Source organism: Bradyrhizobium sp. AZCC 1721 (assembly GCF_036924715.1).
GTDB lineage: Bacteria > Pseudomonadota > Alphaproteobacteria > Rhizobiales > Xanthobacteraceae > Bradyrhizobium.
The window spans coordinates 721,964-743,373 of the sequence record NZ_JAZHSB010000001.1 but is presented as its reverse complement, the minus strand read 5'-3'; the positions used below and the strand labels follow the sequence as shown (position 1 = coordinate 743,373).

Here is a 21,410-nt window from a genome sequence, read left to right as displayed (position 1 = left end):
CGCAGCATCGTGTCAACTCGCTTAAGGTGATTGCCGAATGCCTACGGGCATGCTGACCGCCCTTGACGACTCCGTCGCCCCGGCGCGACGGATCGATGACGTTCGCCAGGCGCTGGTCGCGCTATGGCCGCAATTCCTCTGGGCCGGGCTGTTCTCCAGCGCCATCAACCTGCTCTATCTGAGTTCGCCGCTCTATTTGATGCAGGTCTATAACCGCGTGCTGCTCAACGAGAACGTCTCCACGCTCGTCCTCCTCACCCTGATCCTGGCGATCGCTCTGCTCACCATGGCGGCGCTGGATGCGGTGCGCTCGTACATCCTGATCCGCTGCGGCATCCGCCTCGACATGGAATTATCGGCACGCGTGTTCGAGGCGCTGGTGGTGCGCTCGGCGCAGCGCGGCGCATCGCGCGGCGCGCAGCAATTGCGCAATCTCGATCAGTTCCGCACCTTCGTGACCGGCCCCGGCATCTATTTCGCGTTCGACCTGCCGTGGATTCCGATCTATCTGATGCTGCTGTTCTTCATCCATCCGCTGCTGGGCATCGTCGCGACCATTGGCGCGGTTCTCCTGCTTGGCCTCGCCGGTCTCAACGAGGTGATGACCCGCGAGCCGATGAAGGAAGCCGAAGCCGCAGGCAACCAGTCCTATGTGTTCACCGAAAACATCCTGCGCCACGCCGACGTGATCCGCGCGATGGGCATGCAGCCGGCAGTGGAGCGCAACTGGCAGAGCCAGCGCTCGTCGATGCTGGTGCAGCAGGCGCTTGCCAGCGACAAGAACGCGGTGATGACCTCTTCCATCCGCTTCTTCCGCCTGCTGTTGCAATCGCTGATGCTCGGCACCGGCGCCTGGCTCGCCATCGACCACGCCATCACGCCGGCGACCATCTTCGCCGCCAGCATCGTGATGGGCCGGGCGCTGGTCCCGGTGGAACAGGCGGTCGGCACCTGGAAGCAGTTCATCGGCGCCCGCGAGGCCTATGCGGAAGTGCGCGAGCTGCTCGGCGAGATCGACCTGACGCCGCCACACACCATCGTGCCGCGGGCGCGCAACACCATCGAGGTCCGCGAACTGCGCTGCCTGTTGCCGGCGCGCAAGGAGCCCGTCATCAGGGACCTGACCTTCGAGCTTGGCGGCGGCCAGGCGCTCGGCATCGTCGGCCCGAGCGGCTCCGGCAAGAGCACGCTGGCTCGCCTTCTGGTGGGCGCCATCCTACCTGCCGATGGACGGTTGCGCTTCGGCGGGCTCGACTACAGCCATTGGGACCCGCTCGAATTCGGCCGCCATGTCGGCTATTTGCCGCAGGACGTCGGCCTGTTCGCCGGCACCGTGCGCGAGAACATTGCTCGCTTCGGCGATGCTTCGACGGACGAGATCATCGACGCCGCCAAACGCGCCGGCATTCACGAGATGGTGCTCGACCTGCCGAAGCAATACGATACCCGACTGGGTCCCGGCGGCGTCGGCCTGTCCGGCGGCCAGCGCCAGCGTCTGGCGCTGGCGCGGGCGCTGCTCGGCCGCCCGCCGCTGCTCGTGCTCGATGAGCCCAACGCCAATCTCGACGCTCCCGGCGAAGAGGCGCTGAAGGTGGCGCTGCTGCAGGCCAAGAGCGAGGGTGCCACCATCATCGTGATCACCCACCGCACCACCATCCTCGACATCGTCGACGTCATGATGGTGTTGCGCGGCGGCATGCTCGACATGCTGGGTCCGCCGGGTGAGGTCTACCACGCGCTCCAGCAGGCCGCCGCGGGGCGCGCGTCATGACGGCGATCGGCGACGGCTTCGCCCCGATGCGCGACCGTGCGCGCTACGCACGTCCCTCGCGGCCGGCGCTGCTGGGTGCCGGCGTGGTGGCGGCGTTCCTTGCCGCGATGACGATGTGGGGAACGCTCGCGCCGATCTCCGGCGCAGCGATCGCAAGCGGCAACCTCCAGGTCGAGGGGCGGCGGCAGAGCGTGCAGCACCCCTATGGCGGCGTCGTGCGCCAGCTCACCGTGCGCGACGGCGCGCGCGTCGAAAAAGGTCAGCTCCTGATCCGGCTCGACGACAGCGACCCGCGCGCCAAGCTCGACGTGCTCACGGCCGATCGTGACGCTGCGCTCGCCGCGCGCGCACGGCTGGTCGCCGAGCGCGACCGAAAAGATGCGCCGGAGTTCGACGAACATCTCCGCGCGCGCAGCGAACTATCCGCGGCGCGCCAGGCCATGGCCAACGAGACCGCGATGATGGCGGCGCGAAAGCACCAGTTCGCCGCCGAGACAGCGGTGCTGCGCGGCAAGACCAAGGAGCTCGAAGCGCAGATCGCGGGCACGCAGGCGCAGCTTGCCGGCACCGAGAAACAGCGGGAACTGCTGACCGACGAGATGAACGGCGCGCAGCATCTGTTCGCGCAGGGCTATACGCCAAAGACCCGCATCCTTGCTTTGCAGCGCGAGGACGCCCGGCTGAAGGCCGATATTGGCGCGCAGCAGGCCAGCATCGCCGGCATGCAGCAGCAGATCGCGCAGAACGACCTCGAGATCGCCAGGGTGGAACGCGCACGGATGAGCGAGATCACTGACCAGTTGCGCGGATGCGAAAACAAGCTCGCGGAACTGGCGCCCAAGATCGACGCCGCCACGGACGTGTTGGTCCGTACGCGGATCACGGCGCCGGCGACCGGCTCGGTGGTCGGCCTCGACGTCTTTACCGAGGGCGGCGTGATCCAGCCCGGCGCGCGGCTGATGGACATCGTGCCCACCGATAATCCGCTGATCGCCTCCGCAAAACTGAAGCTCTCTGATATCAACGACGTCGCCGTCGGCCACCGCGCCGAGGTGCAACTCACCGGCGTCAACTATATCGAGCGTCCCCGGCTCTACGGCACCGTGCACACGGTTTCCGCCGACCGCCTGACCGACGACAAATCCGGGCAAGGCTATTACGCCGTCGAGGTCGCGCTCGATCCCGACGACGTCAAGAAGTCGCGCATCGATCTGCAGGCCGGCATGCCGGCCGAGGTGATCGTGCCGACACGTCCGCGCACCCTGTTCGAATATCTGCTCGGTCCGTTGCGCGACGAGATCACCCGCGCGTTCCGCGAGCGCTGAGGAGGAGATGGTCATGGCCGACGCCGTCAAGAACGCCCGCCGCTCTGACGAAGCCGAGCGCAGCCGTCATCTCGCGGCAACCGAATCGGTTGCTTTCGCCACCATGCTGCTCGGCCTGCTCAACGATGCCGACACCGCGCTGCACCGCCTGGAGCACGAGGGGGAAGCCCGCGCGGCGCAGCCGGCTGCCCTGCACCCGCCTCCGGCAGATATTGTCGCGGCCGCGCGGCAGCCGGCCGATCCCGGACCCGGCCATGACGACCAGCATGCCGGCGTGATCGAACCTCCTGCGGCCGACCTTTCGCCTGCGGTCCACGCCGACGCCACGCCAACGAACACGCCGCAAGATACGACCGCGATGCTCGCCGAAGCTCCATCAGGCGACGTGCTCGCCGCGCAGGCTTTTACATCGACGCCCGTGCTATCGAGCTTCAGCGCAGCTCTGGATCACGCGCCATCGGCAGGCGCAGGCAGCGCGCCGTCCGGCAGCAGCATCGCATCACCGTCACTCGATCTTGGCGCGTCCGTTCACAACCTTGCAGACAGCCTCACCGGCATCGTCGACACCGCGCTTGCAACGGTATCGAGTACGATCGCAAGCGTGAGTGCCACCGTCGGCCAACTGACGACGACCGTGACTGGCACCGCGAGCCATCTCCTCGACGGCTTGACCGGCACGCTCACCGGCCTGATCCAGGACGCGCCGGCCACCGGCCTGATCGAGCCGCCGACGACGAACCTTTCCGGCCCGACATCCAGCACAACGGATTTCTCCGGCGCCGCGCAGCACGACATACCGCTGCTCGACACTGCGGGCGCGATTCCGACCTCGCTGCTACATCCGATCCCGCTGCAGCTCGGCTTTCTCGGCCAGCCGACGATGGACGGCCATGAGCCGCACGACGGCGCATTCTCGGCGCTGGGGATCCATCATTTCTGAGACAGCGACGGCGCCATAAGCGGCGATCTCAGCTCGCAAGGTGCCGCGGCTGCGAGATAGCCTGCGAGCCCACGCTGCGAACTCACTTGCCGACGTCGTGGTGATTCTGCAGAATGGTCCAGTTACCCTTCACAGCGGCCCTCTCGACCAATCCCGGAACGATGCGTTTTGCGTGAGCGCGCGCCCGGCCGTCGTAGTCTGGGTAGATACGTAGATACAACGACACGCCGGAAGTGGCGGCCGGCTGCACACTGCCGCAAAGGAGCTCTCCGATGAAGCGCCTGCACCGCCCTCTCGCCGCACTGTTGATGCTTTGCCTCACCACCGCCGCCCGTGCACACGACGCTGGGCCGGTGAGCGATCCGGAAGCACTCGGCTTCTCGTCATCGCGGCTGGCGCGGATCGCAGCCTGGCAGCAGTCGCAGGTCGATGCCGGCGCCTTCTCGGGCGGCGTCGCGGCGATCGCGCGGAATGGCAGAGTCGCGTATCTCCGCGCCGTCGGCTTTCGTGACAAAGCCAAGACAATCCCACTCCAGCCCAATGCAATCTTCTGGATCGCTTCGATGTCCAAGCCGGTCACCAGCGTCGCGGCCATGATGTTGGTTGAGGAGGGAAGGCTCGACCTTGCCGCCCCGGTTCACCAATATATTCCCGAACTCAAGGACATGGTGGTCGCCGTCGAGAAGAAAGACCCGGTGACCGGCAAGACAGGGCTCGCCCGCGAGCCGCAGAAGCACCCGATGACGGTGCTGGATCTGCTGCGCCATACCGGCGGACTGGTCTACGGCGTCGGTGGCACGAAGGTGGACCAACTATATAAAAGCCTCTACGGCAATGCCGGCGTTTGGCGTCGGGACAAAACTCTTGCCGACTTCGTCTCCGGGCTGGCCAAGCTTCCACTTGCTCATCAACCGGGCGAGGTCTGGGAATACGGTCACTCCGTCGATGTGCTCGCGCGCGTCATCGAGATTGCCTCCGGTCAACCGTTCGACCAATTCCTGGAGGCACGCCTGTTTAAGCCGCTGGACATGATCGACACCGGCTTTTACGTGCCCGAAGCCAAGCTGTCCCGCCTGGTTGATCCGCCCGCCAGCGGCTGGGGCGGTCCGCCGGACAGCGTGATGGCGGACGTCACCAAGCCGACGAAACTGTTCTCGGGCGGCGGTGGACTGGTGTCGACGGCCGCCGATTACCTGCGGTTCTGCCAGATGCTGCTCAATGGCGGCGAGCTCGACGGCGTCCGCATCCTTTCATCGGCAACTGTGCGGCTGATGACCACGAACTCGCTGCCGCCTGATATCCGCTTCGCCGGCATTGCCAGCGGCCTTGTCGGGCCTCAGGCTGGCTCGACCTGGGGACTCGGCTTTGCGGTCCGCAGCGATGCCGCGTGGAGCGTGGTGCCTGGATCGGTCGGCAGCTTCACCTGGATGGGCGCCTCGGGCACTTATTTCTGGGTTGATCCAGCGGAGCAACTGACCGCCGTCCACTTGATCCAGGTTGCGCCAGGCAAGGGCGGTCCTTTCAACTATGCGTTTCGCAATCTCACCTATGGGGCCTTCCGCGTTCCCGACCAGGGCGCCCCCGACGCCGCACGGGCTCCGTTGAGAGTCGACGCGAACAGACTTGCGGCTTACGTCGGAACCTACAGGTTCGCATCGTCGAGTTCGCGCGACAAGCAAGAGCGCCGCGAATTCGGCGGTCTCGGCCTCGAAATCGCGATGCAGGGTGGTCGCGTCAAGGTGGCGTCTCCGATGCCGGACGCGCCTGCCGCCAGAGCTGGCGTCATGGCCAATGACATCATCACGCATCTGGACGGCGAGGCGACGCAAGGCAAGTCCCTCAACCAAGTGCTCGACAAGATGCGCGGGCCCGTCAACACCTCGATCCACCTGAAGATCGTGCGCAACGAGCAGCACGAGCCGATCGAGTTGACGGTCGTGCGCGCCCCGATCCGAGCGGCAGGAGCTGACCTTGAAGTCGCCGTCAAGGATGGCAAGCTCGAGCTCGAGGCCAGTGGTGCCCTGTCGGTTCTTGACTTTGAGAAAGGCGCACCGATCACGGTTGTCCCCATGTCGAGCAGCGAATTCTTTGTCGATGGCGGCGACCACACGCGCCTTGCATTCCGCCGCGACGGTACCGATCAGAAGATGCGCCTGGTGCTAGATCCGGGGCCCTGGCAGATCATTGGTCAGCGGATCAACTGACGGAGACCAAAGCGCAGACGCGAGGTCCCACGCATCGTCCACCCCCCGGCATCCCCTCGACGACGCTCAATCCGGCCGCGTCGGCATTCCCTGTGATGTGGTGCTACGACGGCCATTGCCCTCGGCCATCCAATCAACTATGAAGCCTGCTTCCGCGCGACTGGCGCTCAGATGGACAACCATCGGGGAGCGCGGAAGCTAGATGCCGCGCGCCTGGGCACCGCTCTTTACGGAGGTGCCATGACTGCGGAAATCATCGACGGGCGCAAACAGGCGCAAATTCTTCTCGACAGTGTTGCGGGTGAATTGGGGCAGCTATCCCAAGCACCGGGCTTGGCGGTGGTGCTGGTCGGCGATGACCCGGCCAGCCACATCTACGTCCGAAGCAAGATCAAGATAGCGAAGCAGTTGGGCTTGCGCGGCGAGACGAAAATCCTGCCGCATGGCGTCAACGAAGCCGAGCTGCTTTCCGTCATTGCGACGCTGAACGAGCGGGACGATATCGACGGTATTCTCGTCCAACTCCCATTGCCGGCGCACATCGACACGTTGCGCATCATGGGCGCGATCGATCCGGCCAAGGATGTCGACGGCCTGCATGCGCTGAATGCCGGCCGCCTGCTGCATGGCGCCGACGCCCTCGTGCCATGCACGCCGTCGGGTTGCCTGAAACTCATCAAATCGATCGCGCCGGATCTTACCGGCTATCACGCCGTCGTCATCGGCAGCTCGAATATCGTGGGCAAGCCGATGGCAACGCTGCTTCTGGAAGAGCGCGCGACGGTGACCCAAACGCATGTCCATACACGCGGCATCGCGTGCATCTGCCGCGAGGCGGACATCCTGGTCAGCGCAGTCGGCAAGCCCGGACTTGTGCGCCGCGACTGGATCAAGCCGCAAGCCATCGTCATCGACGTCGGCACCACGCGTGTCGCGAAGCAGGACGGCGGATATGCCGTTCAGGGCGACGTCATTTTCGAGGAGGCGGTGCAGGTTGCCGGCGCCATTACGCCCGTGCCAAGAGGGGTCGGTCCGATGACCATCGCATGCCTGATGGAGAATACGGTGAAGGCAGCGAGCGCCCGGTTAGCGGCACGGATGCGGCTGGCGTCTACCGCGGCACACTAGTCTCGCCCTTCCCTGCACGCTGTCGCGCCTACCCAACCTTCATTTGCTTGGCTGGAGTCCGGTCAACCTCAGCAGCAACGTCGGTAATGATCTCGCGCAACCAAACAAGTGCGGGATCCAGGTGAAAGGACGCCGGCCACTGTAGGGCTTCTCGGAATGCGGGGATGCGGACCGGTGCACGCAGCAGCTTCAGCGGAAAGTTTCGCGCGAAAATTACAGCGAGGCGATGATGCATTGTCGCGATGCGGTCCGTTCCGATCACCATGGCAGCCATCGCGGTGAAGTTCGGGGCGATGACCTCGATGCGGCGCTTATAACCTAACTGCACGAGGGCGCGTTCATCGAAGGATACTCCGTGAATGGGCCCGAGCTGAGCCGTTATGTGTCCAAGCTGAAGATAGCGGCCAAGCGAGATCGAGCGCCCGATCTGGCGGCTTCCGCGCCAGGCGACGCAGCAGAATTCGTCTGCAAACAAATGCTGGCTGGGATGGCCATCAATGAGATTTGTATCGGGGATCACGACGAAATCGACCTCCCCTCGCTGAAGCTGGTCATCGACGCGATCACCGAAGGGAAGAATTTCAAGGCAAACCCGCGGCGCGGCGCGATAGACGCGCTTCATGACGGCGTGCATCAATACGATGCTCGCATAATCGGAAACGACCAGCCGGAAACGCCGCTCGGAACTCGCCGGGTCGAATTTTGGCGGCGAGATCAGATTGGCCCGGATTCGCAGCAGGATGTCCCGGGTTGGTCTTTCCAGCGATTGCGCCAGCGGCGTCGGCACCAGCTTTCGCTGTGAAATCGTGAAAATCTCGTCGTTGAAATACTGACGCAATCTGCCAACAGCGGCGCTCATCGCCGGCTGGCTGAGATGAAGGCGTCGACTGGCTCCCATGACACTGCGCTCTTCAAGGATCGCATCAAGCGCGATCAGGAGATTCAGGTCCAGGCCTTCGAAGCGCATCGGCTTACATCCATCGCTCAAATATCACAGATCAATATAATCGATTTTTCAAATTTAAAACTCCCGTGTACTCAAGACGCAATCAAGAAATAGGTCGTGCATTGGGAGAAACGCTTTGATCAAGCCATGGATCTTTGAATTCATGCAGGCCCCGAACCTGAGCGACGGGGAGACCCTGCCCAGTACCGTGACTGCCGTGTTCGACGAAGGCTACGCGCATTGGCTCGAAGCCGAGAAGCTAGGGTTCGAAGGAATACTCTTTAGCGAACATCACTTCGGCCACTCATATAGCCCCTCTCCCAACCTCTTGATCGCAGCTATTTCTCGCCACACGACCCGGCTGCGGCTGGGAACGATGGGAATGGTCGTGCCGCTTTATGAGCCATGGCGCATCATCGAAGAACTGACGATGCTCGATCACCTGACAAGGGGGCGCCTCGAGATCGGCTTTGCCGCCGGCGTGCCGCAGGAGCTGGCGCGGATAGGTTTAGGGATAGAGGAGGCCCGCGAGCGGTTCAACGAGGCTTTGGAAATACTCGACGCCGCCCTCGTGAACCACGTCATCAGCCACAGCGGAAAGTATTGGAAATTCGAAAACCTCAGCCTGATGCCGAACGCCTTCCTGCAGCCGTCTCCGCCAAAATGGACGACTGTTGTAAGTACCGGATCCGCGCAGAAATCCGCTCAAAGGCAGTCGAAGATTTGCACCGGCTTCGAATCCGTCGCTCGCATATCGGAAATTTTTGACGTGTATCGGAAGGAGTCTGCCCGGTTGGGATTTCCGGCAGGGCCCGATCAGCTCGCAATCCGGCGCAATGTCTCCATTTCATACGATGCGGCTGAGGCGCGCGACGAATCCCATGCCGCGAAGGCAGCGACACTGAAAGTTGTGGCTGGCGATCCGCGCGTTGTCCAAGGCACATCCTCATTGCTCGATGCGCCGCGGGCTGGAGCCGGCTTTTCACTGCATGACGACGACTACATCGCCGGCACGCCGGCACAGGTCGCTGAACAAATCATCGATCAATGCCGCAAATGCGGCGCGGGCCATTTCCTCGCGATGCTGGGAAGGAGCTTTACGCCGCGTCGCCGTGAGACACTCGCTCTCTTCGGCGAGGAGGTGATCCCCCAATTGCGACGCGCGCAGATAGGTTGATGAGCCCGATTGCGAGCCGAGCATTGCGGGCTTGCGGCACAACAACTGGAGCGAAGCATGATTCAGGATAAGCCTCTTGTTCTCGGGATAGGAGGAACCCCGCGGCGCGGGTCATCGTCCGAACGCGCGCTCGTGATCAGCCTCAAGGCCGCCGAGGATGAAGGCGCAAGGACCCTGCTTCTCTCCGGTGCAGAACTGCTTCTGCCGATGTATATGCCCGGACAGCAACAGTCCGATCAGGCTTCGCGTCTCCTGGCCGCGCTTCGTGAATGCCACGGCATTATCATCTCGTCGCCGGCCTACCACGGATCGATATCTGGACTGATAAAGAACGCGCTGGACTACGCGGAAGAACTTAGAACGGATACACGCGCTTACCTGGATGGAATTCCCGTCGGCTGCATTGCTTGTGCTGGCGGATGGCAGGCGGTTGGGCAGACATTAGCCGCGCTTCGGACGGTTGCTCATTCCCTTAGAGGCTGGCCAACGCCGTTTGGTGCAATGTTGAACACATCCAGCGCACTGTTCGACGCCGAGGGAAATTGCACCGATGCGGCAACCAAACGTCAGCTCGAGACGGTGGGCCAGCAGGTGATCGATTTCGTGCGCACGCAATCTCGCGGCAGATTGGCAGCGCACTCCTTCTCGACAGAAACGATGGTCCAACCGTAGTCCGGCTCGCGGCCAAAAGGGAGTTTGACGTGGTATTCGAAACGATAAAGCTCGAAATCGATGCCGTGGACACGGTCATAAAAGTCATCGGAAGGGGTCCGGCCGTCCTGGCGCTTCACGGAGCGGCAACGATCGAGGGGCAAGAATGGGCGCGCGGTTTGGCCGACAGGTTTCGGGTCTATCTGCCATTCCACCCCGGCTTCGGCGAAAGTGGACCTGCGCCGCATATCTGCGGGATGCAGGATTTGATCGTCCACAATTTGCGGCTCATCGCAGCATTGGGGCTGGATCGGCCGCACCTCGTGGGTCATTCCATGGGCGGCTGGATGGCGGCAGAAATGGCGGTGGTCGCCGGCGAACGCTTTGCTCGTCTGGTGCTGAACGCCCCTGCCGGGCTCAACCATCCTGACCATCGCGGCGCCGACCCCACCAAAATCGCTCCGCAAGATTTGCCTCACTACCTGGCGCATCGAACGGAAGTTGCGGCCCGATACTTTCCCGGAGGCTCGCTTGCACCCCCGCCGGAGCAGTTCATTGCGGCAAGGGAGAAGGAAAGCCAGGCGCTGAGCAACATTCGGAAGGCCCACGGCATGGGACACCCGAATCTCGGTCGATGGCTAAGCCGGATACCCAACGAAACGCTTATCGTGTGGGGCGACAGGGACAGGATCGCGCTTGCCAGTCAGGCGGAACTCTGGGCAGGCGCGATTCCAAAAGCCCGCACTCATATCGTGCCCGGCGTTGGGCACTTCGCCATGCAGGAAGACCCCGCCTGTGTCGCGGCGATCGGCGATTTCCTCGCGGGGTGAAGGTGATTTACCGCCGCTCTCTTTCAAATGCGGAACGGGATGCTGCGGATCGATCGAGCGACCCATCGCCATTCCTTCAAATAGCAAAACCCGGGGAGATAATCATGAAAGCCATTGTGGTCGCGATCGCCTTCACCGCGAGCCTGATGTCCACTTCGCTGGCACAGAGTTGGCCGAGCCAGTCCATTCGCCTCATTGTCAACTTTCCCGCGGGAGGAGCAGCAGATCAGCTCGCGCGCCTTGTAGGTCAACCTCTCAGCGAAACTTTCGGTCAGTCGGTCGTAATCGAAAACAGGGGAGGCGCTGGCGGAAATCTGGGCGGAGAATTCGTGGCGAGGTCCGCGCCGGATGGCTACACCCTGCTGATGTCTTCAGGCGGGATGGTGGCGATCAATCCGCATCTGTATGCCAAAATGCCATTCGACCCCACGAAGGACATCATCCCCGTCGCCTCAGTTGCGCGCGTGCCTTTCTATCTCGTCATTCGGGCGGACAATCCGGTGCGGGATTTCAAGGAATTCATTGCTGACCTGAAGGCCAATCCGGAAAAGCGGAATTTTGGATCGCCCGGCATCGGCAGTTCTCCCCATCTTGCGGCAGAAATGTTGAAAAACATGACCGGCACAAGCGCAGTGCACGTGCCTTACCGCGGCGCGGCACCTGCGCTCAATGACCTGCTCGGGGGGCAACTCGACTTCCTGTTCGATCCCGGCATCGCCATCGAGCACGTGAAAGCCGGCAAGCTGCGTGCTCTTGCGATCGGAAGCCCCCAACGATCGCCCCAACTTCCGAATGTACCCACGCTCGACGAGCTCGGCCTTACGGGCTTTGACGCGGATGCCGTATTCGGCATCTACGCGCCAGCCGGAACATCACCCGATGTTGTCGCGCGTTTGAACAAGGAAATTAATCGATCGCTTGCAACCGCCGCGTTGAACGAGCGTATCGCGACCCTCGGAAATATTGCCGCACCGATGTCTCCGGAAGAGTTCAAGGAAAAGTCCCGCAAAGACTCCGAGCGGTTCGGCGCGATCATACGTGAGCGGGGCATTCGCGCCGCCAACTAGCTGCAAGTTTCGTAGCCGGCCTCTGTGGCGCTTGACGTGCTGATCAAGCTCCACTTTCAGTTCCGCCGCACAGGTTGGCGGATCACGGTCTTGAGCTTTTCAGGCGCCGTCTTGCGAGGGTCGCTCAGATAGACCTCATGATGCCGACCGGCGAAGTCGTAGCCGCCCGAAGGCATGACCTCCCCGTGCAACCTCGCGAGCAGCGGTCCTTCGTCGTCGTAGCTGCCTACGTGCAATGCCTGGAGGCAGAGGCCCTCCTCCAGGCTTTCGAGCCTCAGACTGTCAGGAAGCGCGCCGAGCTTCTCTCGCGCCTTGATCCTGGCGGCCAGAAAGGTTTCGTCATCCACATAGTCCGGCACCATGATCATCATGGTCCATTCCCATTCGTCCTTGCGCCGTGCGGAGAAGCTCTCAGGGTCGGGAGCTGACCAAAGTCCCTCCAATGGCATCACGACGAAGTCTTTCCCGTTTGCCTTGCAGGAGAATTTGATCGTAAAGGCCGTCGCGTAGAGGCTTTCGACGGCCAGCCTATAAGCTTGGGCTGTGTTCGGGTCACCGTGACCATCTATCATGAGGTAGGAGACCGGCGGCACATCGATCGTCACGAAGCGGTTAAGGGGAGCGGTGAAGAGTGGCTTCCTCACCTTCTTTAGATCCAGCTTCTCCATCTACCCCTCACAGCATTCTGAACATGTTTGGACGGCCGAACCAGATCAGCCTTACTAGACTACACTAGACCACCTCGCGCAGAATACCTCGAGCCCGGAGAGCCAAAGTGAGGAGGCGGCACCTTATGGAGAAGAACGTAAAGGACTTGTTTGAGCGCTATGAGAACCTGTTCCGAACGGCGCTTAGGGATCAAGTGGATATGGACCAAGTGGCGTCCTCATACGCCACTGCGTTCGTTGCGGCCTCTCCGGCTGGCGTCAGTGTCGGCCGGAATGACGAACACCTGAAGCAGATGATGCAACAGGGGTTTGAAAATTATCGCCGGATCGGTACGAAGGATATGCGACTTCGCAATGTCCGCATCGCACCGATCGACGAGCACCATTGCCTGGCGCACGTCGCTTGGACCGCGATCTACGACCGTGGCAGCGAACCGGATGTTTCCATTGATTTTGAGGTCCATTATCTGGTGCAGCAGCTCGAAGACACACCAAAGATCTTTGGATGGGTGTCAGGAGACGAGCAAGCCGTTCTGAAAGAACACGGCATCGTCTGAATTCCGCTTCCCACACCGTTCGCGTCCCGGTGCAGCCTGCGATTTTGTGCTATGCTTGCAAACAGCCTTCAGCCAGATCAAGCGCGGTTTCACCGGTCCCGTTATGGCTGACATAACAGATACCGCTGGCGTCATTGTCCGGCCGCCGATCGCGTGGGCGCTCGCGGTGCTCGCCGGGTTCGCGCTCAACTGGCTCATGCCCTTGCCGTTCTTGCCGGCCGCGCTACCTGCAGGCTGGCTGGGCGCGACAGTGTTTGCCCTCGCGCTGGCGCTGGTCGCGTGGGCGATCTCTACCATGACCCGGGCTGGCTCGAACGTGCCCACCAACCTGCCGACCACGACCATCGTGGAGGCTGGCCCCTACCGCTTCACGCGCAACCCCATCTATCTCGGCATGGTGCTGGGGCTCATCGGCTTGGCCATTGCCTTCAACAGCCTCTGGCTGTTGATGACGCTGCTGCCTTTCGCGCTAGTCATCCGCTACGGTGTGATCGCTCGCGAGGAAGCCTATCTCGAGCGCAAGTTCGGGGACGTCTATCGCCGCTACTGCGCGCGGGTCCGGCGCTGGCTATAGGGCTTTTCGGTCAGGACCAGCGCCGGGGAACCCGTGCCTCGCCGTTCCCGCTCCGCAAATCGGCATGGGCATGGGTCGTGGGAAGGCGTATAATTGTGTGGTCCTTCGCGCAAAATGATCAACCTCTCGTGGAGGTGGCCATGAAATATGTGCTGCTTGGTAATCTGAGCCCGGAATGGGCAAGCAAGCAATCGGAGCGGATCGGCAAGGCCAAGACAAAACTCGACAAGCTAGGCATCAAGGTCGAGTCGATCCACTACACGCAGGGCTACTACGATTTTGTCGACATCGTCGATGCCCCGAATGAGGCGGCGATGCTCGCGTTCTCCGTCTGGTACGCGACCCAGGGTCTGGGGCGGGTCCAAAGCATGCCGGCCTTCGACCCCAAGACCTTCGAAGCCGCGATCAAGGACGCGGCGAACTAGGCGTCGCGGCGTGGCTCACGGCTTTCCTGCGACCCACCCGTGCCCACTTCGCTTGGGCGAGCAGGGTGCGGCATTGTTCCCGGGCGCGGGTGCCGCGCTTACCCCGGAGTGATCGAAGGCCGGGCGCGCCACGGTCGATGAAGGATGCCGCAAGCCGCTACGCAGCGATTACTGCGGTGGTGCGGCTTGGTCCGGACCTGTGGCTCAATGCAGAAGCGCTACGATCTGGAGCGGGCCGAGCAGGAGCTTGGCGAGAAGATCAATGCTATTCCCACATTGGAAGTGGCGGTTCTCTGACCGCGTGACGCGGCTCGCTGCCTGTGTTCTCTTTTTGTTCTTTGGGAACAACGCGTATGAGGTCTTTCCTTTCATGCATGACATTTGCACCGACGCCGGGTCGATCACGCTCTTCATTCATAATGATGACGATACGCCCGTCGAATTCGTCCGGCAGCTCCTTCGCAACGTATTCGGCAAGTCGGAACGGGAAGCGATCGCATTCACCGCGCTGATCGAGAACAAAGAGAAGGTGGCCTGCGGCCCCTACCCGGGCTCGGTCGCCAAGGCGCTGCTGGATTCGGCACGGCAAAGCATCAGCGCCGCCGGTCATGGTTTGCTGATCACCAGCGAAACCGCGGCCACGAAAGGCGCATGCGATCTTTGCGGAGCACCGGCGACTGGCAGTGAAATCCTGCTCGCCGGCGGCACGGCGTGCCTCTGCAACGGCTGCCTGCTTGCCGTCAGGCGCGCATCGGAGGCCGTGCCTGGAGACGAGTTCAAATACGCCTGGCTCGCGCTTGACTGGCACTTTGCCGGAATCCCGCGAAACCAGTTGGTGACGAGAGCGCGGCAGTTTCCCGGCCACATGCTCGCCGACGTCCAGGTCGCGGTCGCCCAGTTGCTCGCCTCGCCGCTGCACTTCTTCGGCATTCACGAGGAGTATCGCTATGAGACGCTGGTATTTGCGGCCCTGATGAAGGATGGCCGGAACGCACCCGCGCTTGCGCCGCCGCAGTACCACGACGTCGAGATCGGTGAAGCGCAGCCGGTGAAATGCCTGCATAACGGACTGTGGCTGTGCAGGGCCGGCGAACTCCGCTACGCCGTGCTGCTATCGTTTCATCGCGAATACCAGCATGAGGCTGCGATACTCATCGAGATCGCCGTGCCGGCCGGCGCCGCCGGCGACGCACTCGTGCAACGTTCGTTCGCCGGGCTTGAAGAGGCGGTGCACGCCGCGCGTTCCTATCGCGGCAAGATCCTTTCGCTCGAAGGTGGATCCGACTATCGCGGACGGTCGAGCGGGGTCATGGTGCACCGGCTGCCGGCAGTCGGACGTGAGGAAGTCATCTTGCCCGAACAGACGCTGAAGCTGCTCGATCGCAACGTCATGGGCTTTGTCGGCAATCGCGCGGCGCTTCGCAAGCTGGGCCAGTCGACCCGCAAGGGCATCCTGCTTTACGGTCCGCCGGGCACCGGCAAGACGCACACGATCCGTTACCTCGCGACCAACTTGCCCGGACATACGACGTTGATCATCACGGCCGAGCAGGTGGGGTTGCTCGGCGCCTACATGAAGCTGGCGCGCCTGTTGCAGCCGACGATGGTAGTGATCGAGGACGTCGACCTCATCGCCCGCGATCGCGAAGAGATGGGATCGTGTGAAGAGCCGCTGCTCAACAAGCTGCTCAACGAAATGGACGGGCTGAAGGAGGACTCCGACATCCTGTTCGTCCTCACCACCAACCGGCCGGAGCAGCTTGAAGGCGCGCTGGCCGGCCGGCCCGGACGCATCGACCAGGCGATCGAAGTGCCGCTGCCCGACGGCATCGGCCGCAGCAAGCTTGTTCGGCTCTATGGCAAGGACCTGCCGATGGATCAGACCATCATTGATGAGACCGTGAACCGCACGAAGGGCGTCAGCGCCGCGTCCATCAAGGAATTGATGCGGCGTATCGCGCAAGCGAGCATTTTTCGGGACGGCGGTTCGACGGTCGAATCCGGCGACATCAGCGAAGCGCTGGACGACATGTTGTTCACTGGCGGCAGACTCAACGTCACGCTGCTCGGCGGCGCGCAGGAAATGGCAGGCTCTTGATCGGACCTGGCTTGGTAGAATAGGTTTTGACCCGCTACCTGCCATGAACCCGATCGTCTGAGCCAGCGGCCATGAGCGTTTCAGCCGACGCCCTGTACAAAATGTCCGACGTCGAATTGCTGGCGGCCTACGTAGAGGCACGGCGACAGTTCGTCGAAAAGAAGTTCGCGCGCGATACGCAGCGGGCGCGGCTGGAGTGGCTCAGAGCCAAAATGTTCGTCGGCAGCCCGGGCGGGGTCACCGAGCGCAACATGGCTATCGACGTTTCCGAGGAAATCGCGCGCAAGGGCCAGGAACTGCGCGAGATGACGCGAGAGCTCGATCTGCTCAAGGTCGATGTCGACGTCATCGGAATCGTCATTCGATCCCGCGGCGTGCCGGCACTGGTCGCCGCACAAGCGGAAGACGCGGTTCAGGGCGACGCCGAGCGCGAAGGCCATTGAAGCGCAGGGGTGGCCTCGCAGGTCAAGATATTTGCGCGATGCAGTCGATAAGTGGCGCGCCGCGGCCGATGAAGATGGGCACTATTGCTTCACCGTGGCGCCGCGCCCAGATAATGTGAAGCTGCAACGTAGGACTTGATCGATGCTTCTGGCAATTGAGCAGGGAAACACCAACAGCCTGTTCGCGGTTCACGACGGCGACCATTGGATCGCCCAATGGCGATCGGCTACCGAACCTAGCCGTACAGCCGATGAGTACGCCGTGTGGCTGTCGCAGCTCATGGCGATGCACAAACTTGAGCTCAGCCTTTTGAATGCCTGTGTGATATCGAGCGTAGTGCCGCAGTCGATCTTCAACCTGCGAAACCTGTCGCGTCGTTACCTGCACGCCGAGCCGTTGATCATTGGTGAGAACACCGAGCTGGGCATCGAGGTGCGGACCAAGAAGCCCTCGGAGGTCGGATCGGACCGTCTGGTCAATGCGCTCGGCGCGCTCAAGCTCTATTCCGGGCCATTGATCATTGTCGACAGCGGGACCGCCATCACGCTGGACGTGATCGCGAGTGATGGCGGCTTCGAGGGAGGTGTGATCGCGCCAGGCGTCCACCTGTCGATGGAGGCCCTGCATGCAGCCGCCGCGAAGCTTCCCAGAATTGCGCTGCAAAAGCCACGACGGGTGGTAGGCGACGACACGGTTAGCGCCATGCAGTCCGGCATTTTCTGGGGTCACGTTGCGCTCATCGAAGGAATGATTGCTCGCATTAAGGCTGAGCGGAACGAAGCAATGACGGTCGTCGCCACCGGCGGTGTCGCATCGTTGTTCCACGACGCCACCAAGGCGATAGATCACTTCGATCCCGACCTGACGATTCGCGGTCTGCTGGAGATATACCGGCGAAGTACGGGATTAAGGTGACGATGCACTCGAATACAATCCGCCGTTCCTACTTCGCCAGCGCCGCTAGCGAGCGCAGATCGCTGCGATTTCCATCCGGCGAGTCGCGAGATTAAGCAGGAACGTAGGTCAACCTGATCACATCCTCGCCAATCCGATCATGAGTCACAAGGCGGAGCGGCGGCCGGGGTCCGGCGAAATATGGCTTGCCGTGGCCAAGCACGACAGGGTGCAGGTAGATTCGATACTCATCGATCAGGCCAAGTTCGGTGAGGCTTTGCGCCAAGTTCGGGCCAGCAACTTCGACCTCCCCGTCGCGCTCGGCCTTCAGCTTGCGGATCGCGCCCTCGAGATCATCCTCAACAAGCCTGGCGTTGGGGCCGACCGACTTCAACGAGCGCGAGACGACCCATTTCGGCTGTTTCCGCCACGCCGCCGCGAAGGCGTGTTCCTCTGCACCCCACTCAGGATGATCGTCGTCCCAGTAACGCATGATCTCATACATTTGGCGACCGTACACACTACCTGCCTGCCCCTGAGCCTCCTCGATGAAGTGGCGGAAGAGCGTAGGGCTTGGCGCAAACGCCATATGGTCGACGTAGCCGTCCAGGGACTGGTTCATTCCGAACACGAGCTTAGCCATACCCAATTCCTTCCTCACGCGGCCCATCCACGCGGTTCTGATTGCGTCATGAAATCGGTTGTAAGCTAGATTGACTGATTTTAAATCGCAATTGGGAACGGCGACGGCACGTTCGCCCGCGATCAAGTGCGCGCACTGTCGCGCAGCGGGTGTAAGTCGTGAGCCGGAAAGAGGCTCGCATTCGTGGGCTGCGGAGCGAGCTGCTCCGAACGCTAACCGCCGCCTCTGGCGTAGAGGCGGCGGTGCTAGGCGTTCGTGCCTTTGAACCGAAATGGCGCGCCACGGTCGATGAAGATGGGCACTACTCGTTCGCCGTGGCGCCATGATGCCGTGGCCTGCCGCGCGTTCCAGCCGGCAAAACTGCGAGGTTGTACGATTGCGCGCTACGCCAACGATCAGCCCGAATGATACGGCGCAAAGCGAGCAAATGAACCCACAAGTCCGGGTATGCCGGCAAGGATCAATATCGCGCCGATGGCGCGCGTCAGCTCAAGCCCAAGGAATGGCGATCGAACCTCCCAGTGCGTAACCCACCATGGGAGGAGCACTGCCAACACGCCGGGCGCGGCGACGAGGAAAAGAGCGGAGCCCAAAACAGCACGCGTCTTTGGCATGCCATCCACCTGGTCATTGAACCCGCCGCGGGGCGGAGCGGAAACGCAGCATGATAGCGGCGCGTTTTGGCGGTGAAATCGTACAAATCGCAAAATGGCGCCCGAGCGTAGATGAAACTGATAACTACGTTTTCGCCGGAACGCTATGACGCTGCAGCCAGCCGCGAGACCGCTATCGCTCGAAAAGTTGCGACAGATTGCGAAATCGCACTACGCCACGCGATCCAGCTGAAGCGTGGCACGTCCAAACCCCACCTGCTGACGCGGGCGGGGTTCTCCCTTAACCGTTACCGATTACTACCGAGTGGTTCTGCCAGTCCGATGAGAAGTCCTTCGGGGCCGCGGATGTAGCAGAGCCGATACGAATCCTCGTACTGAACCACTTCGCCGACGAGCTGCGCACCGTGCTTACGGAGTCTGGTGAGTGTTTCGTCGATGTCGCTCACTGTGAACATAGCACGCAGGTAGCCGAGGGCGTTCACCGGGGCGTTCCGGTGATCGGCGACTACAGACGGGGTGAGAAAACGCGAGAGCTCGAGGCGGCTGTGGCCGTCGGGAGTGAGCATCATGGCGATCTCGACGCGCTGATTACCCAGTCCAGTGACGCGTCCGGCCCATTCTCCTTCAACCATGGCTCGCCCCTCAAGCGTCAGGCCAAGCTCGGTGAAAAAAGAGATGGCATCATCGAGAGATTCCACCACGATGCCGACATTGTCCATTCGTAGCAATTTACTTTTAGTCATGATTTCGGTCGTGTCCCTGGTGATGGTGCAGCTGCTGGACGGTAGCACTACGCCATCCACGGCGCGAAGAGCTTCGGGCACGCTCATTTCGGACTGCCTGCGATTTTACGCTACGCCTGCAAATAACTTCGGCTGGCTACATCGAAAGGAACGCAGGTTCCGCCATGGCTGACACGGCAGGTACCGCTGACGTCATTGTCCGGCCGCCGATCGCGTGGGCGGTCGCAGTGCTTACTGGGCTCGCGCTCAACCGGCTCACACCCTTGCCGTTCTGGCCGGCCGCGGTATCTGCAGGCTGGCTCGGCGCGATAGTATTTGCCCTTGCGCAGGCCGCGTGTCTTCCAAAAGGGGGCGCGCCATCCATGCTGGGCCCGCGTTCCCAGCATCGAGTTTGAATCAGAGATTCTCCAGACTGGGAATCCCGATTCCGGTAAAAAACAGCATGCTCTAGCGTTTTGTGGCGTGTGCTCGGGACGAGGTTGGCCGTTAACCCTTCGTCTTGGCCTGCATGGGCGCGCACGATGCCCTGACACCGCTTAGCGCTTCCATTTTGCGATACCATGCAACGGTGGCGGGTGTCTTTGGCGAAGCGTCGGCAAGATAGAGTTGGGTCAAGTTCGATGCAATCGACAGGTCCGCGATCGTTGGCGTGTCTCCGGCGACATGGGCGGAACGTGACAGCCTGGCTTCCAGGACCGGAGCGACATCCGCCAATCGCCGTTCGCCACGCTCGATTGCGGAGGCGTCGCCATTGGGGCCGAGGAATACCTTGTTGAGGACGATATCGACCACGGCGGGGCCGAGGCGGCACTGGTTCCAGTCAAGCCATTGTTCCACCCGGGCGCGCGAGTCGGCGGCCCGAGGATACCACTCAATCAGGTCATGCTTGGTACAGAGGTAGCGCAGAATAGCGTTCGATTCGGTGAGCGTGAGATCTCCATCGATCAGCACCGGGACTTGATGGTTCGGATTGATTTTGCGGAAGTCGTCAGACATGTGCTGGCCGGACGCCATGTCGACGACGCGCAACTCATAGGGAATGCGAGCTTCCTCAAGTAGCGCGACGACCCGTCGCCCATGCTGAGAAAATGGAAAGTGATAAAGGATATACATGGGGTCTCTCCCTTGGCGTTTGCTTGAGATATCTGCCTATAGCAACCGCTGCCGACAGCGCCTTTCAGGATCGTGTGTTGTTCTACCGAGAGGTAGTCTGCCGAGCGCATTGCATCTTTCTGATGACGCCGACAGCGCAATGTGCCGCGCTTGAGATCATCGGCGTGGTACGGCACCGTCACTTTGCGCGCCGAATCGGCTCGGTGGACCAGCCGATAGTGGCTGCCGGAGGTGCGGGTCACGGCAAAGCCGCGCGCTTGATCGCAGTGAAATGGCGCGCCCGAAGAGATTCGAACTCCTGACCCCCAGATTCGTAGTCTGGTGCTCTATCCAGCTGAGCTACGGGCGCGTTTTCGCTTGGCATTTGGGCTTTAAGAGGCCCGGATGCGTCCGACAAAGACCTCGGACGGTCGCGAAAGAGCGCTTTAGCTACCCGCTCCGGCTTCGCTTGGCAAGGTGGGGAAATGCGATCGGGGGGCCAATTCCGGGCAGTATTTCCGTCATTCCGGGCGCATCACAGCGCAAACCTCGGATGTGCCCCGCACATCGGGGAATCTCGCGCCACGACTTCTGGATTCCGGCTTCGATGCGGAGGATG

The 21,410-nt window shown here is 62.0% G+C and carries 20 protein-coding genes, 1 tRNA gene, 1 pseudogene and 1 riboswitch; of the genes and pseudogenes, 15 read left to right on the top strand and 7 right to left on the bottom strand.

Annotated features, from left to right (window positions below; all coding sequences use genetic code 11):
* The first annotated feature begins 37 nt into the window (after positions 1 to 37).
* From V1273_RS03540 to V1273_RS03520, 5 genes are all read left to right on the top strand, one after another.
* Positions 38 to 1,771: a type I secretion system permease/ATPase gene (locus tag V1273_RS03540; protein WP_334408734.1), complete on the top strand. Its 1,734-nt coding sequence runs from the start codon at positions 38 to 40 to the stop codon at positions 1,769 to 1,771.
* On the top strand, positions 1,768 to 3,096 hold the full coding sequence (locus tag V1273_RS03535; RefSeq protein WP_334408733.1) for an HlyD family type I secretion periplasmic adaptor subunit: 1,329 nt from the start codon (positions 1,768 to 1,770) through the stop codon (positions 3,094 to 3,096). The genes V1273_RS03540 and V1273_RS03535 overlap by 4 nt, the downstream gene beginning before the upstream one ends.
* Before the next feature lie 13 nt (positions 3,097 to 3,109).
* Complete coding sequence (locus tag V1273_RS03530; RefSeq protein ID WP_334408732.1) at positions 3,110 to 4,036, top strand: hypothetical protein; 927 nt, start codon at positions 3,110 to 3,112, stop codon at positions 4,034 to 4,036.
* A 272-nt stretch (positions 4,037 to 4,308) separates the two neighbouring features.
* Positions 4,309 to 6,240 (top strand): serine hydrolase, encoded by a 1,932-nt coding sequence (locus tag V1273_RS03525; RefSeq protein WP_334408731.1) that lies wholly within the window; start codon positions 4,309 to 4,311, stop codon positions 6,238 to 6,240.
* A gap of 146 nt (positions 6,241 to 6,386) precedes the next feature.
* Positions 6,387 to 6,466: riboswitch (ZMP/ZTP riboswitch) on the top strand.
* A gap of 14 nt (positions 6,467 to 6,480) precedes the next feature.
* A complete protein-coding gene (locus tag V1273_RS03520; RefSeq protein ID WP_334408730.1) occupies positions 6,481 to 7,368 on the top strand; it encodes a bifunctional 5,10-methylenetetrahydrofolate dehydrogenase/5,10-methenyltetrahydrofolate cyclohydrolase in 888 nt (295 codons plus the stop codon).
* Between the two features lie 28 nt (positions 7,369 to 7,396).
* On the opposite strand, the gene V1273_RS03515 is transcribed toward V1273_RS03520, so the two are convergent.
* The gene (locus V1273_RS03515) at positions 7,397 to 8,335 is read right to left on the bottom strand and encodes a LysR family transcriptional regulator (RefSeq protein ID WP_334408729.1); all 939 of its coding nucleotides are present in this window, start codon (positions 8,333 to 8,335) and stop codon (positions 7,397 to 7,399) included.
* 115 nt (positions 8,336 to 8,450) lie between these two features.
* On the opposite strand from V1273_RS03515, the gene V1273_RS03510 reads away from it, so the two are divergent.
* From V1273_RS03510 to V1273_RS03495, 4 genes are all read left to right on the top strand, one after another.
* Entirely contained in the window at positions 8,451 to 9,491 is a 1,041-nt protein-coding gene (locus V1273_RS03510; protein WP_334408728.1) for an LLM class flavin-dependent oxidoreductase, read from the top strand.
* Between the two features lie 57 nt (positions 9,492 to 9,548).
* Positions 9,549 to 10,163, top strand: a complete 615-nt coding sequence (locus tag V1273_RS03505; RefSeq protein ID WP_334366303.1) for an NADPH-dependent FMN reductase — start codon at positions 9,549 to 9,551, stop codon at positions 10,161 to 10,163.
* A gap of 29 nt (positions 10,164 to 10,192) precedes the next feature.
* On the top strand, positions 10,193 to 10,972 hold the full coding sequence (locus V1273_RS03500; protein WP_334408727.1) for an alpha/beta fold hydrolase: 780 nt from the start codon (positions 10,193 to 10,195) through the stop codon (positions 10,970 to 10,972).
* 104 nt (positions 10,973 to 11,076) lie between these two features.
* Positions 11,077 to 12,039 (top strand): Bug family tripartite tricarboxylate transporter substrate binding protein, encoded by a 963-nt coding sequence (locus V1273_RS03495; RefSeq protein WP_334408726.1) that lies wholly within the window; start codon positions 11,077 to 11,079, stop codon positions 12,037 to 12,039.
* Positions 12,040 to 12,095: 56 nt separating this feature from the next.
* Here the strand turns inward: V1273_RS03495 and V1273_RS03490 are convergent, their stop codons facing one another.
* Positions 12,096 to 12,707 (bottom strand): GyrI-like domain-containing protein, encoded by a 612-nt coding sequence (locus V1273_RS03490; protein WP_334408725.1) that lies wholly within the window; start codon positions 12,705 to 12,707, stop codon positions 12,096 to 12,098.
* Positions 12,708 to 12,832: 125 nt separating this feature from the next.
* Between V1273_RS03490 and V1273_RS03485 the strand changes: the two genes are divergently transcribed.
* The 6 genes from V1273_RS03485 to V1273_RS03460 all read left to right on the top strand — a co-directional run bounded on the left by V1273_RS03485 (position 12,833) and on the right by V1273_RS03460 (position 17,720).
* Positions 12,833 to 13,264, top strand: a complete 432-nt coding sequence (locus tag V1273_RS03485) for a nuclear transport factor 2 family protein (RefSeq protein WP_334408724.1) — start codon at positions 12,833 to 12,835, stop codon at positions 13,262 to 13,264.
* A gap of 55 nt (positions 13,265 to 13,319) precedes the next feature.
* The gene (locus tag V1273_RS03480) at positions 13,320 to 13,838 is read left to right on the top strand and encodes a methyltransferase family protein (RefSeq protein WP_334408723.1); all 519 of its coding nucleotides are present in this window, start codon (positions 13,320 to 13,322) and stop codon (positions 13,836 to 13,838) included.
* Between the two features lie 140 nt (positions 13,839 to 13,978).
* Positions 13,979 to 14,263, top strand: a complete 285-nt coding sequence (locus V1273_RS03475) for a GYD domain-containing protein (RefSeq protein ID WP_334366296.1) — start codon at positions 13,979 to 13,981, stop codon at positions 14,261 to 14,263.
* A gap of 370 nt (positions 14,264 to 14,633) precedes the next feature.
* Entirely contained in the window at positions 14,634 to 16,361 is a 1,728-nt protein-coding gene (locus V1273_RS03470; RefSeq protein ID WP_334408722.1) for an ATP-dependent Clp protease adaptor ClpS, read from the top strand.
* 71 nt (positions 16,362 to 16,432) lie between these two features.
* Positions 16,433 to 16,804 (top strand): hypothetical protein, encoded by a 372-nt coding sequence (locus V1273_RS03465; RefSeq protein ID WP_334408720.1) that lies wholly within the window; start codon positions 16,433 to 16,435, stop codon positions 16,802 to 16,804.
* 142 nt (positions 16,805 to 16,946) lie between these two features.
* Positions 16,947 to 17,720 carry a type III pantothenate kinase gene (locus V1273_RS03460; RefSeq protein WP_334366292.1) on the top strand — a complete coding sequence of 258 codons (774 nt, stop codon included), beginning with the start codon at positions 16,947 to 16,949 and terminating at the stop codon, positions 17,718 to 17,720.
* Between the two features lie 91 nt (positions 17,721 to 17,811).
* Here the strand turns inward: V1273_RS03460 and V1273_RS03455 are convergent, their stop codons facing one another.
* The 5 genes and pseudogenes from V1273_RS03455 to V1273_RS03440 all read right to left on the bottom strand — a co-directional run bounded on the left by V1273_RS03455 (position 17,812) and on the right by V1273_RS03440 (position 21,161).
* Entirely contained in the window at positions 17,812 to 18,342 is a 531-nt protein-coding gene (locus V1273_RS03455) for a dihydrofolate reductase family protein (RefSeq protein WP_334383946.1), read from the bottom strand.
* Positions 18,343 to 19,243: 901 nt separating this feature from the next.
* Entirely contained in the window at positions 19,244 to 19,699 is a 456-nt protein-coding gene (locus V1273_RS03450; protein WP_334369121.1) for a VOC family protein, read from the bottom strand.
* A gap of 486 nt (positions 19,700 to 20,185) precedes the next feature.
* The gene (locus V1273_RS03445; protein WP_334408719.1) at positions 20,186 to 20,812 is read right to left on the bottom strand and encodes a glutathione S-transferase family protein; all 627 of its coding nucleotides are present in this window, start codon (positions 20,810 to 20,812) and stop codon (positions 20,186 to 20,188) included.
* Between the two features lie 146 nt (positions 20,813 to 20,958).
* Positions 20,959 to 21,054: pseudogene (locus tag V1273_RS33985) on the bottom strand (hypothetical protein); the annotation flags it as partial.
* Between the two features lie 30 nt (positions 21,055 to 21,084).
* Positions 21,085 to 21,161 (bottom strand) — tRNA-Arg (locus tag V1273_RS03440).
* Between the last annotated feature and the right edge of the window lie 249 nt (positions 21,162 to 21,410).

Excerpts from the sequence above, each read along its gene's own strand:
- V1273_RS03490 (WP_334408725.1), bottom strand. The coding sequence starts at position 12,707 with ATGGAGAAGCTGGATCTAAAGAAGGTGAGGAAGCCACTCTTCACCGCT.
- V1273_RS03485 (WP_334408724.1), top strand. The coding sequence starts at position 12,833 with ATGGAGAAGAACGTAAAGGACTTGTTTGAGCGCTATGAGAACCTGTTC.
- V1273_RS03470 (WP_334408722.1), top strand. The coding sequence starts at position 14,634 with ATGCATGACATTTGCACCGACGCCGGGTCGATCACGCTCTTCATTCAT.
- V1273_RS03515 (WP_334408729.1), bottom strand. The coding sequence starts at position 8,335 with ATGCGCTTCGAAGGCCTGGACCTGAATCTCCTGATCGCGCTTGATGCG.
- V1273_RS03540 (WP_334408734.1), top strand. The coding sequence starts at position 38 with ATGCCTACGGGCATGCTGACCGCCCTTGACGACTCCGTCGCCCCGGCG.
- V1273_RS03465 (WP_334408720.1), top strand. The coding sequence starts at position 16,433 with ATGAGCGTTTCAGCCGACGCCCTGTACAAAATGTCCGACGTCGAATTG.
- V1273_RS03525 (WP_334408731.1), top strand. The coding sequence starts at position 4,309 with ATGAAGCGCCTGCACCGCCCTCTCGCCGCACTGTTGATGCTTTGCCTC.
- V1273_RS03535 (WP_334408733.1), top strand. The coding sequence starts at position 1,768 with ATGACGGCGATCGGCGACGGCTTCGCCCCGATGCGCGACCGTGCGCGC.
- V1273_RS03475 (WP_334366296.1), top strand. The coding sequence starts at position 13,979 with ATGAAATATGTGCTGCTTGGTAATCTGAGCCCGGAATGGGCAAGCAAG.
- V1273_RS03450 (WP_334369121.1), bottom strand. The coding sequence starts at position 19,699 with ATGACTAAAAGTAAATTGCTACGAATGGACAATGTCGGCATCGTGGTG.
- V1273_RS03495 (WP_334408726.1), top strand. The coding sequence starts at position 11,077 with ATGAAAGCCATTGTGGTCGCGATCGCCTTCACCGCGAGCCTGATGTCC.
- V1273_RS03445 (WP_334408719.1), bottom strand. The coding sequence starts at position 20,812 with ATGTATATCCTTTATCACTTTCCATTTTCTCAGCATGGGCGACGGGTC.
- V1273_RS03530 (WP_334408732.1), top strand. The coding sequence starts at position 3,110 with ATGGCCGACGCCGTCAAGAACGCCCGCCGCTCTGACGAAGCCGAGCGC.
- V1273_RS03505 (WP_334366303.1), top strand. The coding sequence starts at position 9,549 with ATGATTCAGGATAAGCCTCTTGTTCTCGGGATAGGAGGAACCCCGCGG.
- V1273_RS03520 (WP_334408730.1), top strand. The coding sequence starts at position 6,481 with ATGACTGCGGAAATCATCGACGGGCGCAAACAGGCGCAAATTCTTCTC.
- V1273_RS03460 (WP_334366292.1), top strand. The coding sequence starts at position 16,947 with ATGCTTCTGGCAATTGAGCAGGGAAACACCAACAGCCTGTTCGCGGTT.
- V1273_RS03455 (WP_334383946.1), bottom strand. The coding sequence starts at position 18,342 with ATGGCTAAGCTCGTGTTCGGAATGAACCAGTCCCTGGACGGCTACGTC.